A 13,375-nucleotide genomic window follows, 5' to 3' on the forward strand; every position below is an offset into this window, starting at 1 on the left:
TCCGTGCTTGTCGAGGGGGTGACCGCGGAACCGAATGGCGATCTGTCGACTCACGCCGAGGCACCCCCGGATGTGGCCGATTCCGGGGCGAGGAGGTCCAGGCACGCGTTCAACAGTTCGGCGCGCAGCACTCCGGCCCGCTCGGCGACCTCGGACTGGCGGCGGACGTATTCGGCTCGGCCGCTGGGGGTTTCGATGCGGATCGGGGCGTAGCCGTAACCCGCCAGGTCGTAGGGGCTGGCTCGCATATCGAGTTCGCGTGCGGTGCAGGCCAGTTCGAAGCAGTTCAGGAGGAGGTCGGAGGAGAGCAGTGGAACGAGTTTGAAGGTCCACTTGTAGAGGTCCATGTTGGCGTGCAGGCAGCCGGGCTGTTCGCGGTGGAGTTGGTCGGCGCGGGTGAGGGGTTCGGCGTTGCGCGGGGCCGCGTCGGGGGTGAAGAAGCGGAAGGCGTCGAAGTGGGTGCAGCGCAGCGACATCGATTCGACGACGGTGTCGGTGCCCGCGTGGCCGAGGCGCAGTGGCACCTTGTCGTGGCGGACGTCGGCGGTGCGGTAGACCATGGCCCATTCGTGCAGTCCGAAGCAGGACAGCTGGGCCGGGCGGTTCGCGGTGGCGCGCAACAGGTTCACCACGAACTCGACGGTGTCGTGGCGGCGTGCGAGGTAGGCGGGGTCGGCGGTATACGCGCCGTCGGCGCGGCGCGTATACCCGCGGGCGCCGTCGTATTCGCGGGCATCCGCCAGCGCGACACCGAATCCCGGATGCCAGCGGCGGAGCTGGGCGGGTTTGTGGCCGTAGTAGGTGAACAGGAAGTCGATCACCGGGTGGGTGGCGCCCGCCGCGCGTCGTTCCAGATAGGGGCCGGCCAGTTCGTCCACCCGGGCCCGATGAGCGGCGGCACGCGCCCGCCATTCGGGCCCGGGCACCGTCATTCGATCACCCGGTGCGTGGTATCGCGCACGGTGCCGACGAACTCCTCGACCAGATCCTCCAGTGCGACAATGCCGGTGGTGTTGCCGTGATTGTCGACCACGCGGCCGAGATGGCTGTTGGTGCGGCGCAGGCGGGCCAGCGCCTCGAACAGCGTGGTGCCCATGCTGACGGTCGGCAGTGGGCGGATATCGGTGCGGGGGATAGGAGTCGATGGGCCCGCGCTCTCGTCGGCCACCTTGTCGAGCACGTCCTTCACGTGCAGATAGCCGACCAGCGACCCGTCGTCGGTGCGCACCGGATAGCGCGAGAAACCCGTTTCGGTGACCGCGGATTCGATATCGCCGAGGGTGGTGCCGTTGCCGCGCAACGGGATCGAACGCGTCGTCGCCAGCGGCACCATCACGTCGGCGACGACGCGGTCGCTGGTGCCGAGCGCCTGGGTGAGCCGCCGGTGTTCCTCCTCGTCGAGCAGCCCCTCCGAACGGGATTCGCCGATCATCTCGGCCAATTCGACGGAAGAGACGGTGGCGTCCAGCTCGTCCTTCGGTTCGATGCGCAGCAGCCGCAGCGACAGATTCGCGGCCAGGTTGTACACCGCGATGAGCGGGCGGGCCAGCCGCAGCCACGCCAGATGGATCGGAACGAGAAGCAGCGCACTGCGTTCCGGGCCGGCCAGCGCGATATTCTTCGGGATCATCTCGCCGAACAGGATGTGCAGGATCACCACGATGGTGAGCGCGACGGTGAACGCCACCGGATGCAGCAGCTGATCAGGCAGGCCGAGCAACTCGAACGGGCCCTGTAGCAGATGTGCGACCGCGGGTTCGCCGACCCGGCCGAGCAGGATGGAGCAGATGGTGATGCCGAGCTGCGCGGCGGCCAGCATCATGGACAGGTTCTCACCCGCCCTGATCACCGTGTTGGCATTGCGCTTGCCCTGTGCGGCAAGGGCTTCCAGCCGGTCACGGCGGGCCGAGATGAGGGCGAACTCGGCGGCGACGAAGAACGCGTTGCCCGCGAGCAGCACGACGGTGAGCAACACCCCGAACAGATCACCCATGGCTGTGCTCCTTCGTGCCGAGCACGTCGGCGGTGACCGGGATCAACCGCACCCGGTCGATGCGCCTGCCGTCCATGCGTTCGACCTTGGCTATCCAGCCGCCCTCGTCGTATTCGTACGGATGCCGTTGCTGGGCGCGGGAATTCGGTAGCACCACCTCGTCGCCGACGACCGGGATGCGGCCGAGGCGGGTCAGCACGAGGCCGCCGAGCGTTTCGTACTCGCCCTCGGGTGCGTCGTAGCCGGTGGCCCGCGACACCTCGTCGATGCGCAGCAGGCCGGAGCAGTCCCAGCCGTCGGCGACGCGGCGCACGTCGCGCTCCTCCTCGTCGTGCTCGTCGCGCACGTCGCCGAGGATCTCCTCGATCAGGTCCTCCATGGTCACCATGCCCGCGGTGCCACCGTACTCGTCGACGACGAGCGCGACCTGCATACCGTCGCGGCGGACCCGCTCGAGCACCTCGTCACCGTCGAGGCTGGCGGGCACGATCGGCACCGGATGCGCGAGCTGATGCAGCGGGATGATGCGGCGCAGATTCGCCGGATGGGTGAACGCCTGCTTGACGTGCACCACGCCGAGGGTGTTGTCCAGGTCGCCATCGATCACCGGGAACCGCGAATACCCGGTGCGGGCGGCGGCGGCGAGCAGATCGGCGATGGTGTCGTCCTTGTCCAGGGATTCCACCTTCACGCGCGGGGTCATCAGCTCCTCGGCGCTGCGCTCACCGAATTCCAGCGAGCGGTCCATCACCTGCGCGGTGCGCTGATCGAGGGCGCCGCGCAGCGCGGACGTGCGCACCAGCGAACCGAGCTCCTGCGGCGAACGCGCCGAACGCAGCTCCTCCGCCGGTTCGACACCGACGCGGCGCACCACCCAGTTCGCGGTGTTGTTCAGGAAATGGATCATCCATTTGAACACCGTGGAGAACGCGATCATCGGGCCCGCCGTGGTACGCGCGGTGGCCAGCGATTTCGCGATGGCGATGTTCTTGGGCACCAGCTCGCCGTAGATCATCGATAGCGAGGTCGCGAGCACCAGTGCGAGCGCCAGCGAAATGCCATGTGCCGCACCTTCGCTCACGCCGACCGCGGTGAACAGCGGGGCAAGCAGCCTGGCCAGGACCGGCTCGGCGATATAGCCGGTGATCAGCGTGGTGATGGTGATGCCGAGCTGCGCGCCGGATAGCTGGAACGACAGCGTGCGATGCGCCTGGCGGACCATGCGCGAGCGCACGTCACCCGCGGTGCGCGCATGCGCCTCCACGGTGCTGCGTTCGAGTGCGGTGAGCGAGAACTCGGCGGCGACGAAGAGGGCGGTGCCCGCCGTCAGGGCGATGAACCCGATGAGGCTGAGCACGGTGAGTGCGACGGACATCGTCAGCACCACCCGGGCAGGGCTGCCGGAGCAAGAACAACTGTGGAAGGGGGGACTGCTGCGGGAAGGAGAGCGCCGGGTTGGTCACCCGGCTCGGTAGAGGAGCCCTCCTGTGCGGCGCCCTCGGACGCGGGTGACAACTGGATCCTTTCGCATGACGGCATCGATACGCCGGACAACCGGCAACCCCCATGCTACCTGTGTTTGACGGCCGCGCCTGCGGCGCGGCGTGTTCGCGGCCCCTTGTGTCTCAAAGGGCCGCGAACGGCGCTCGTCAGGCTCGCGCTGTGGCCGGTTGCGTAGGTGCCGGACGATACCGCTCGTTCTTGGTTACGCAACTGGCCGTGGGCGTTTCTTTACCAGCCGCTGGGCAGCGGGCGGCCTTCGGCGAAGCCCGCCGCGGACTGCACGCCGAGCACGGCCTTCTCGTGGAACTCGGTCAGGCTGCGCGCGCCCGCGTAGGTGCACGCGCTGCGGACGCCGGAGCAGATGTGGTCGATCAGGTCTTCCACGCTGGGGCGTTCCGGGTCCAGGCGCATCCGCGAGCTGGAGATGCCCTCCTCGAACAGCGCCTTGCGTGCCCGGTCGAAGCCGGAATCCGAGGCGGTGCGCGCGGCGACGGCGCGCTTGGACGCCATGCCGAAGCTTTCCTTGTACGCGTTGCCGTCACGGTCGACGCGCAGGTCGCCGGGCGATTCGTAGGTGCCGGCGAACCAGGAGCCGATCATCACGTTGGACGCGCCCGCGGCGAGGGCGAGTGCCACGTCGCGCGGGTGGCGCACGCCACCGTCGGCCCAGATGTGCACGCCGAGTTCCTTTGCGGCGGCAGCGCATTCGGCGACCGCGGAGAACTGCGGGCGGCCGACGCCGGTCATCATGCGGGTGGTGCACATGGCGCCGGGGCCGACACCGACCTTGATGATGTCCGCGCCCGCCGCGGCGAGGTCGCGGGTGCCCTGCGCGGAGACCACGTTGCCCGCGACCAGTGGCACACCGAGGCCGAGATCGGCGATGGTGCGCAGGGTTTCGAGCATCTTGGCCTGGTGGCCGTGCGCGGTGTCGATGACGAGCAGATCGGCGCCCGCGTCGACCAGCGCCTTGGCTTTGGCGGCCACGTCACCGTTGATGCCGACCGCGGCGGCGACGCGGAGCTGGTTGTTGCCGTCGACGGCGGGGGCGTAGATGCCGGTGCGGATGGCGCCGGTGCGGGTCAGCACGCCGGCCAGCGAGCCGTCCTCGGCGAGCAGCACGGCCAGGTTGGCGCGCTTGGTCTCGAGCAGGTCGAAGATGTCGCGCGGCGAGGTGCTCGCGGGGGCCTGCACGAAGTCGGTGATCGCGACGTCACGCAGCCGGGCGAAACGGTCGACATCGGTGCACGACGCCTCGGTGACGACGCCGACCGGCTTGCCGTCCTCGACGACGACAACCGCGCCGTGGGCGCGCTTGTGCATCAGGGCGACGGCCTCGGACACCGAACGTTCGGGGTCGAGGGTGACCGGGGTGTCGGCGGTGAGCGAACGGCTCTTGACGAAGGCGATCGTGTCGGCGGCCGCGGAGATCGGCAGATCCTGCGGTAGCACCACGATGCCGCCGCGCCGGGCGACGGTTTCGGCCATCCGGCGGCCCGCGACAGCGGTCATGTTCGCCACGACGATCGGGATGGTGGTACCGGACCCGTCGACGGTCGACAGATCGACGTCGAACCGCGACGCCACATCCGTCCGATTCGGGACGAGGAACAGGTCGTCGTAGGTCAGGTCGTACGGGGGCTGATGCCCAGGAAGAAACTGCACTTAACCGATGATAACCGCGACTGCGCCCCAGCACGCAATTCCACGCCACCCGATATGAGAGCGATGCCGATCACACATCAACCAGCTCCACCCTTGTGACCTGCGATTCTCCCCCTCTCCGGGCCGCGCGACCCCGCGGCCGCTGTGGCGAGCTGCATTCCCCACCGCCCCACATCCCTGCATGAACTGCGCCGTTGCCACTCCCGGTCCGTCGCACACTGTGCCAGGGGAAAGCACCTGGAGTCCCGGTGCCGCCAATGGACATACATCGCTGCCATCGCCAGCTGCTCGCAACTACCCGCCGCCCGCCAGTCGTCCAGCGCAGCCGAATGGCCACACGACACGCCGTAAACGACGCCCATCGGACTGCACTCGCCGATGTCGACGGCCGAACAGTGCCCTCGAGCCGGACGCACTTGCGATGACCCGAGGCAACTCCAGAAACACCGCCACCTACCGCGCATCCGCTGCTACTGAGCTCACCCAGCCAGCGGTCTCTCGCCGAGCGCAGTCGGATGGTGGCTGAATGCGGCGTGTCGCACCGCCATTCGACTGCGTTCGGGTTCGGGCGTGGTTGGGGGCGGTGTGGGGCGGTGCTTTTCGGGTCAGGTGGTGGCTTGGGAGCGGGAGAGGGTGATTGTGGTGGCGCACATGAGGATGACGGCTACGGCGGTGATGGTGAGGCCGAAGGTGTTGGTGCGGAAGCGTTCGCCGAGGACGGTGAGGCCGATGAAGGCGGCGGCGAGCGGTTCGGCGATGGTGACGGCGGGGAGGGAGGCGGCGAGTGGGCCCGCTTGGAAGGCACGTTGCTGGAGGTAGACGCCGGTGACGCCCGCGGCGACGAGGGCCCAGGTCTGCCAGCTGCCGAGGACGTGGGCGATGCCGTGGTCGAACAGGCCGGTGACGTAGGCGGTCAGCGCGGCGGCGAGGCCGTAGAGGGAGCCGCTGGCCGCGCCGAGCAGTAGAGCGCGCCTGCCGGGGTCGGTGCCGGCGATACCGATCGCGACGGCTGCGATGATGAGCGCCAGCAGGATTGTCAGGGGTAGCAGCCAATCGCGCAGGGGCGCAGTCGTATTGCCTTCGCTGGGATCGCCGACGATGAGGAAGCAGGCGAGCGCGGCGACGAGGACGACGGCGGTGGCCCAGGTGCGCGGCGTGATCCGGCGGCCGTTGAGCCGAGCGGCCAAGGGGAGCGCGAATACCAATGCGCTCACCAGAATCGGCTGAACCAGCAGGACCGCCCCCAACGCCAGCGCCGCCACCTGCATCGCGTAACCGCCGATGTCCCCGACGATTCCGGCCCACCACCGCGGATTGCGCATCAGCCCACCCACCAGCGAAGCCCCCTCGGGCACCGCCGCCGCGGCCCGCTGCTGCGCCACCGCCGCCACCGCGAACAGCAGCGCCGCGACCAACGCGCACACGATGGCACCCACCGGATGATTCGACATCCGCACAGTGTGCCCGAGCACCACCGCACCACCCCGAACCGCACTGTCACCGACTCGCCCACCACTTGTCGACTGACTGTGCTCGGCGGGTGCCACCACAGCGGTGGGGCTGGTTGGCTGTCGTGGCGCGCGGGTTGCGGGGAGGGGCGGATCGCAATGTGGTCGAGCTGCCGGACCGTGCGAGCGAGACTGGACGGTCGTCAATAGTTCCGGTGATCAGCGTCGGAACTTGTTGCGGCCGTGCCGGGGCGGCGACGGCCGCAGGTGCGGATGCCGATTGCTGCGGGGTTGCGGTGAGCGGTCAGCCTTGCGGTCGTGCGGCGCGTCGCCGGGTACGCCCGGGCGTGTCTCCGCTGGTCGCGCGCCCCGCGGTCGAGCCGCCGGACGAGGCGCCGGCGCCGGTCGAGCGGGTCGGTGAACCGAATCCGCTGGAGCGACGGCCTGCCGCCGGGGCGCCGGAGCCGGAAGCCGCCGAGCGAGTGGAGTTGGCAGCGCCGCCGGAACGACCGGCCGAACCGGTGGTACGGCCTGCGGGAGCAGCGGTCGGTGCGGCCGAGCGGGCCGACTTCGGCTTGCCCGCGCCGCCGCGTCCGGGTGCGGCGGTCGCGGCGCGGCCCGCGCTTTCGCCTGTTCCACCTGCGGAACGGGTGCGCGGCTTCCGCGCACCACCGGTCGACGCCCCGGCGCCACGGCCGGATGCGTTGGCGCGACGGTTGGTCGAGTCGGTGTCGCGCCCGGATGGGCCGGTTCCGCGTCCGGATGTGCCGGTGCGACGCCCGGTGGCACCGGTGCCGCGCGTGGATCCGCTCGAGCGCTGGCGGGGCGTGGTGTCCGCGGTGGCTGCCGCGGCGACGATGGGGACGCCGCTGGGCCTGCGGGCGCCGGTGATCTCGATGAGCTTGCGGTCGCCGGGGCGCACGGCGACGCCGACGATGTCGACACCGGCCTTGCGGGTCATCGCCTCCACGTCGCGCCGCTCGGCGTCCATCACCATGGTGACGACGACGCCGTCCTCACCGGCGCGGGCGGTGCGGCCGGCGCGGTGCAGGTAGGCCTTGTGCTCGGCGGGCGGGTCGACGTGCACGACGAGCGAGATGCCGTCGACGTGGATGCCGCGGGCGGCGACATCGGTGGTGACCAGCACCGGAGTGCTGCCGTCGGCGAAGGCGGCCAGCGTACGCACGCGATTGTTCTGCGCCTTGCCGCCGTGTAGCGCGCCCGCCGCGATGCCCGCGCCGCGTAGCTGCTTGGCCAGGCGGTCGGCGCCGTGCTTGGTGCGCACGAACATGATGGTGAGGCCGTCGCGCGCGGCGATCTCGGTGACCACGTCGCGCTTGTCGAACTTGTCGTGCACGTAGAGCAGGTGGTGCGACATGGTCGCGACCGAGGCGGCGGGCGGTGCGGTGGAGTGGGTGACAGGGGAGCGCAGGTAGCGCTTGACGAGCTTGTCCACCTCGCCGTCGAGCGTCGCCGAGAACAGCAGGCGCTGACCATCTTTCGGCGTCCGGTCGAGCAGCTTGGTGACCTGCGGCAGGAAGCCCATATCGGCCATGTGGTCGGCCTCGTCCAGCGCGGTGATCCGCACGTCGGACAGGTTGGCCGCGCCCTGCGCGATCAGGTCCTCGAGCCGGCCGGGGGTGGCGATGAGCAGGTCGACGCCGCGCGCCAGGCGGTCGGCCTGTCGCTTGATCGGCGCGCCGCCGACCACCGAGGCGACCCGCAGGCCGAGCGACTGCGCCGGATTGTCCAGCGCGCGTTCGATCTGGGTGGCCAGTTCCCTGGTTGGCACCAGCACCAGCCCGCGCGGCCTGCCGGGGTTGGACGCGCCGTTGGCGAGCCGGGTGAGCATCGGCAGGCCGAAGGCCAGTGTCTTGCCGGAGCCGGTCGGCCCGCGGCCGAGCACATCCTTGCCCGCCAGCGCGTCCGCGACGGTGGCGGCCTGGATGGGGAACGGCTTCTCGATGCCGTCGCGCCGCAGCGCTTGGACAAGCACTGCGGGCAGGCCCAGATCCGCGAAGGAGGGCGTCGAGGCGTCGGGCGTCGAGGGGGTCACAGGGTTAGTGCCTTTCGGTTCTCGGCGCGGCGATAACCGGCACTCGTGGTGCAGCCGAGATGGTTGGCCCGGTCGGCAGAAAGTGGGACCGGGGTGCAGCGGGTGGAACCGGTTATTTGCTGAGCGGGTCAGCCGATTCGATTCAACCAGCCAGACTACCGGCCGACATGGCCCGATAACGAATCCGCGGCCGTAATGAAGCCAACCGAACAGTTCGCCGCGTCAACCGCGGAAGAGCCTGCTCAGCTCGACCAACCATGGAATGGCGACCGCGAGGGTCGGCACGACGAGGATGGCGAGCGAGCCGAGGTAGGCCGCGGTGGACAGCCGCAGATCGCCCAGTGGTCCGGACAGTCGCTGGATGCGGATCAGCGTGCTCGGCCCGCCGACCGCGAGCGCCCCTTGCGGCGCGGTCGATTTCGAACAGGCGACCAGCGCGCGGGCCAGCGGCTTGGGCCCGGTGACCTTGACGGCGGAATCGTCGGCGAGCAGTTCGATGAGCAGCTTCACCGAATCCAGCGCGGACTTGCTGCGCACGAATCGCGGGAACGCCTCGTGCGCCGCGGTGAACGCCTCGAGCACCAGGTCGTGGCGCGCGCGCAGGTGTGAGCGCTCGTGGCTGAGGATCGCGGCGAGTTCCTTCTCGTCGAGGTTCTCCAGCGTGCCCGCACTGACCACCACCCGCCTGCGCAGTCCTGGCAGGCAGTAGGCGATCGGCTCGGTGGAGGCGAGTACCCGGATATCGGCGGCGCGCCGCACCGGACCGCTCTGGTCGAGCAGGTCGACCAGCATGCGATGACGGTTGCGCCTGCGCCTGGTGTGCACGCCGACCCGGACGACCGCGTAGATCAGCCGCGCACCGACGAGCAGGGTGAGCGCGAAGACGAACACGTAGGCGAGCCACAGCGGAAGTCCGAGCGCATCGATCTCGCGGGTCGGTGAGGTGGTCGGGCGGCCGTCGGGTCCGGGGACCAGCAGTTCGGCGGCGATCGCGAGACCGGAGCCGAACGCGCTGAGCACGGCGGCGAGCGCGATGGCCTGCCACAGCACCAGTGCCGCGCGGGGCGTCCGGTAGGGCCAGGTCGCCCGGCTCAGCAGAGCTGGGGCAGGCCCCGCGAGAAGCAAAGCGAGACCGGCGAATACCGGCGCGGTTGCGTTCATCGACTCAGCTCACTGCGTTGTGGGGCCTGGGCGCTCGCGTCTTTGCGCTCGCGGGCCGATTCTACTGCGGCGGTGGCGCCGTATCGTCCTCGGCCGCTTCGAGCTTAGCGAGTGCTTCACGCAATGCGGCAGCCTCATCCTTGCCGACCTGTTCCACGAAGTGCACCAGTGCCGCCGCGCGGGAGCCCGCCGCGTCGGCCTGCTGCAGTGCGTCCACCATCAAGCTGGCCACCAGTTCGTCGCGGGTGTGTACCGGCGCGTAGCGGTGGGCACGGTCGTCGCGGCGCTGGACCACCAGATTCTTCTTGGCCAGCCGCTGCAGCACCGTCATCACTGTGGTGTACGCGAGCTCACGACGTGCGGCCAAGGCCTCGTGCACCTGCCGAACCGTCTGTGGTTCGTCACTGGACCACAGTTGGTCCATGACCGCTTTCTCGAGTTCACCAAGTCCTGCCATCCCACAAGTTTACGGATTCAACGACACAAATGCGTACTACACCTTGTCGTAACTGCTGGATAGCTGTGTGTCATTTGTCATAGCGGCCGAGAACGTGCCGGGTACCGATGGGAACGATCATGGGACGGCCCGATACCGGATCCTCGAGCACCGAGGCGTCCAGGTCGAAGACCTCGCGCAGCAGTTCGACGCTGACGATGTCGGATGGCTTGCCCTGCGCGACGATCCGGCCGGCGCGCATGACGATCAGCTCATCGCTGTAGCGGATGGCCAGATTCAGGTCGTGCAGCACCATCACCACGGTCCGGCCGTAATCATCGTGCAACCGGTCGACCAGATCGAGCACCTCCACCGAGTGTGCGAGGTCCAGATAGGTGGTCGGTTCGTCGAGCAGCAGGATGTCGGTGCCCTGCGCCAGCGCCATGGAGATCCAGGCCCGCTGACGCTGCCCGCCGGACAGTTCGTCGAGCGCGCGGTCGGCCAGATCGGCGATACCGGTCTGCGCCAGCGCGTGCATGACCTCGGTTTCGTCGTCGGCCGACCACTGCCGCAGCCACGACTGATGCGGATGACGCCCGCGCGCGACGAGGTCGGCCACGGTGAGCCCCTCCGGCGCGACCGGCGTCTGCGGCAGCATGCCGACGACCCGCGCGACGTCCTTGGTCTTCATCGACGAAATCGCCTTGCCGTCCAGCACGACTCGCCCCTGCCGCGGGCGCAGCAGCCGGCCGAGCGAGCGCAGCAGCGTCGACTTGCCGCAGCCGTTGGGGCCGATGACGGTGGTGATGACGCCGGGGGTGATGTCGAGGGTGAGCCCGTCGACGATGACCCGATCGCCGTAGCCGAGGGTGACGCCGTCGGCGGCGAGCCGGTGGGGGCTGGTCATGAGAGGGTCGCCTTCCGATTCATACGCACGAGCAGGTAGAGCAGGAACGGGCCGCCGAACGCGGCGGTCACCACGCCGACCGGCAGGTCGACCGGGAACAGCGAACGCGACGCCACATCCGCGCCGACCACCAGGGTCGCCCCGATCAAGGCCGAGCCGATGAGCGGTTCGCCGGGTGTGCGCAGCAGCCTGCGCGCGATCTGCGGCCCGGCGAGCGCGACGAACCCGACCGGACCGACCGCCGCCGTCCCGACGGCCGCCGCGACCACCGCCGCGCCGATCAGCAGCGCCTGCTGAGCCTGGATGCGTACACCGAGGACCCGGGTGGTCTCGGCGCCGAGGCGCAGCGCGGCCAGTGTGCGCGCGGACCCGATCGCGACCACGGCGACGATGCCGAACGCGAGTGCCGCTGGGATCAGCCGGGATTCGGCCGCCTCGTTGAGTGAGCCGTTGAGCCACAACTGCACTCGCGCCGCGTCCTGCCAGCTCGCGCGGGTGAGCAGCCAGCTGATCAGCGACATGAGCAATGCGTTGACGCCGATGCCGATCAGGACGAGGCGCAGTCCCGCGACACCGCGTTCGCCGGTCGGACCCCGGCCCCAGGCGAGCAGATAGATCAGCGCCGCGGTGCACAGCCCGCCGAACAGGGCGGCCAGCGGAACTCCCGCGGTGGCCGCGAATCCCGTTGTCGCACTGCCAACTCCGACGATCACCGCGACCGCGCCGAGCGCCGACCCGGCCGTGATACCGAGCACATCCGGGCTCGCCAGCGGATTGTGCAGGATCGACTGGGTGATCGCGCCCGCCAAACCCAGTGCGGCGCCGACCACTACGGCGGTCATCGCGCGCGGCAAGCGTGAGTCGAGGATGATGAACCGTTGCGAGCGGGTGCCGCCGCCGGTGAGCACGTCGAGCACGCGGCCGAGCGGAATATGGGTATCGCCGGTGGCGATGTCGAGGCAGAACAGTGCGAAGGTCACTGCGGCCAGCGCGAGGACGATCGCGGCCATCCGCGGCCGCAGCACCAGCGAAACGGGTCCGGCGCGCAGTGCGGGCCGTACCGATTCCTTGAGCGAAACCATCACAGGCTCACCAGCTTCCGCCGCCGCACCAGCGCGATGAAGAACGGCGCGCCGAGCGCGGCGAGCATCACGCCGACCTGGAGTTCACCGGGCCGCGCCACCACCCGCCCGACGATATCCGCGACGAGCAGCAGCAGCGCGCCGAGTAGGCCCGAATACGGGACGAGCCACCGGTAGTCCGGCCCGGTGAACACCCGCGCGATGTGCGGCACCACCAGTCCGATGAACGCGATCGGCCCGACGGCCGCGGTCGCGGCGCCGCACAGCAGCACGACCGCCGCGAGACCGAGTGCGCGACTGCGCCCGATGTTCACCCCGAGCCCGCGCGCGACATCGTCGCCGAGGCTCAGCAGATTCAGGCCGGGCGAGGCCGCGACCGCGAGCAGCACGCCGAGCGCGAGGAACGGCAGTACCTGCCAGAGCACCGAGGCATCGCGACCCGCGACCGTGCCGACGACCCAGAAGCGGTACGCGTCCAGCGCCGCCGCGTCGAGCAGCACCACCGCGTTCGTCATCGCCTGGAGGAACGCGGTCACCGCCGCACCGGCAAGCACGAGCGCGAGCGGGCTCGCCTTGCCGCCGCCGATCGCCGAGACCCCGAAGACGACCACCCCCGCGATGAGCGCGCCGAGGAGGGCGAACCAGATGTACTGCGCCGGACCGGTCAGTGCGAACAGATAGATGCTGAGCGCGGCGAGGAAGGCCGCGCCCGCGTTGAGGCCGAGCAGCCCGGCGTCGGCGAGCGGATTGCGCGTATATCCCTGGATCAGCGCACCGGCCATGCCGAGCGCGAGTCCGGTGCTCAGCGCGAGTGCGGTGCGCGGCAGGCGAAGTCCGCGCACGATCTCCTCGGCGGTGGATTGCGCCGGGCAGCGGAACGGGCCGCCCTGGCAGGTGAGTGCGTTGGTGAGCGCGTCGAAGACGGTGCCGGGCGACAGCGATCGGGTGCCGATCGCGATGCTGGCGAGCACGGCCAGCGCGAGCGACACGGTCAACAGGATCAATCCGGTGCGCCGAGCCCGCCTTTCAGTGCCAAGTGCGGTCACGGCGACGAACTACTCCTGACTCGTAAGGTGTGCGGTACTTGCTAGGTCTGGTAAGCCTAACCTATCTTTCCGTTCGAC

General features: G+C 69.8%; 10 protein-coding genes and 1 pseudogene. All 11 read right to left on the bottom strand.

Annotated features, from left to right (window positions below):
* Positions 1-50: 50 nt before the first annotated feature.
* The 11 genes and pseudogenes from ACIG5A_RS28760 to ACIG5A_RS28810 all read right to left on the bottom strand — a co-directional run bounded on the left by ACIG5A_RS28760 (position 51) and on the right by ACIG5A_RS28810 (position 13,297).
* Positions 51-932: a 3-methyladenine DNA glycosylase gene (locus ACIG5A_RS28760; RefSeq protein ID WP_397245504.1), complete on the bottom strand. Its 882-nt coding sequence runs from the start codon at positions 930-932 to the stop codon at positions 51-53.
* The gene (locus ACIG5A_RS28765) at positions 929-1,993 is read right to left on the bottom strand and encodes a hemolysin family protein (protein WP_397245506.1); all 1,065 of its coding nucleotides are present in this window, start codon (positions 1,991-1,993) and stop codon (positions 929-931) included. Before ACIG5A_RS28765 ends, ACIG5A_RS28760 begins: the two co-directional genes overlap by 4 nt.
* Positions 1,986-3,368 (bottom strand): hemolysin family protein, encoded by a 1,383-nt coding sequence (locus tag ACIG5A_RS28770; RefSeq protein ID WP_397245508.1) that lies wholly within the window; start codon positions 3,366-3,368, stop codon positions 1,986-1,988. Before ACIG5A_RS28770 ends, ACIG5A_RS28765 begins: the two co-directional genes overlap by 8 nt.
* Positions 3,369-3,724: 356 nt before the next feature.
* On the bottom strand, positions 3,725-5,161 hold the full coding sequence (locus ACIG5A_RS28775; protein WP_397245510.1) for a GuaB1 family IMP dehydrogenase-related protein: 1,437 nt from the start codon (positions 5,159-5,161) through the stop codon (positions 3,725-3,727).
* A 605-nt stretch (positions 5,162-5,766) separates the two neighbouring features.
* Positions 5,767-6,612 (bottom strand): DMT family transporter, encoded by an 846-nt coding sequence (locus ACIG5A_RS28780; RefSeq protein WP_397245512.1) that lies wholly within the window; start codon positions 6,610-6,612, stop codon positions 5,767-5,769.
* 700 nt (positions 6,613-7,312) lie between these two features.
* A pseudogene (locus ACIG5A_RS28785) lies at positions 7,313-8,665 on the bottom strand (DEAD/DEAH box helicase); the annotation flags it as partial.
* A gap of 222 nt (positions 8,666-8,887) precedes the next feature.
* On the bottom strand, positions 8,888-9,826 hold the full coding sequence (locus ACIG5A_RS28790; protein WP_397245514.1) for a M56 family metallopeptidase: 939 nt from the start codon (positions 9,824-9,826) through the stop codon (positions 8,888-8,890).
* 61 nt (positions 9,827-9,887) lie between these two features.
* Complete coding sequence (locus ACIG5A_RS28795) at positions 9,888-10,283, bottom strand: BlaI/MecI/CopY family transcriptional regulator (RefSeq protein ID WP_397245516.1); 396 nt, start codon at positions 10,281-10,283, stop codon at positions 9,888-9,890.
* Between the two features lie 70 nt (positions 10,284-10,353).
* Positions 10,354-11,169 (bottom strand): ABC transporter ATP-binding protein, encoded by an 816-nt coding sequence (locus tag ACIG5A_RS28800; protein ID WP_397245518.1) that lies wholly within the window; start codon positions 11,167-11,169, stop codon positions 10,354-10,356.
* A complete protein-coding gene (locus ACIG5A_RS28805; protein ID WP_397245520.1) occupies positions 11,166-12,251 on the bottom strand; it encodes a FecCD family ABC transporter permease in 1,086 nt (361 codons plus the stop codon). The genes ACIG5A_RS28800 and ACIG5A_RS28805 overlap by 4 nt, the downstream gene beginning before the upstream one ends.
* A complete protein-coding gene (locus ACIG5A_RS28810; RefSeq protein ID WP_397245522.1) occupies positions 12,251-13,297 on the bottom strand; it encodes a FecCD family ABC transporter permease in 1,047 nt (348 codons plus the stop codon). The genes ACIG5A_RS28805 and ACIG5A_RS28810 overlap by 1 nt, the downstream gene beginning before the upstream one ends.
* Positions 13,298-13,375 lie beyond the last annotated feature (78 nt).

The organism is Nocardia sp. NPDC052566, assembly GCF_044547285.1.
Lineage (GTDB): Bacteria > Actinomycetota > Actinomycetes > Mycobacteriales > Mycobacteriaceae > Nocardia.

What these genes read in the sequence shown, in the direction of transcription:
- ACIG5A_RS28790 (WP_397245514.1), bottom strand. Translation starts at nt 9,826, where the DNA reads ATGAACGCAACCGCGCCGGTATTCGCCGGTCTCGCTTTGCTTCTCGCG.
- ACIG5A_RS28795 (WP_397245516.1), bottom strand. Translation starts at nt 10,283, where the DNA reads ATGGCAGGACTTGGTGAACTCGAGAAAGCGGTCATGGACCAACTGTGG.
- ACIG5A_RS28780 (WP_397245512.1), bottom strand. Translation starts at nt 6,612, where the DNA reads ATGTCGAATCATCCGGTGGGTGCCATCGTGTGCGCGTTGGTCGCGGCG.
- ACIG5A_RS28770 (WP_397245508.1), bottom strand. Translation starts at nt 3,368, where the DNA reads ATGTCCGTCGCACTCACCGTGCTCAGCCTCATCGGGTTCATCGCCCTG.
- ACIG5A_RS28800 (WP_397245518.1), bottom strand. Translation starts at nt 11,169, where the DNA reads ATGACCAGCCCCCACCGGCTCGCCGCCGACGGCGTCACCCTCGGCTAC.
- ACIG5A_RS28805 (WP_397245520.1), bottom strand. Translation starts at nt 12,251, where the DNA reads ATGGTTTCGCTCAAGGAATCGGTACGGCCCGCACTGCGCGCCGGACCC.
- ACIG5A_RS28765 (WP_397245506.1), bottom strand. Translation starts at nt 1,993, where the DNA reads ATGGGTGATCTGTTCGGGGTGTTGCTCACCGTCGTGCTGCTCGCGGGC.
- ACIG5A_RS28760 (WP_397245504.1), bottom strand. Translation starts at nt 932, where the DNA reads ATGACGGTGCCCGGGCCCGAATGGCGGGCGCGTGCCGCCGCTCATCGG.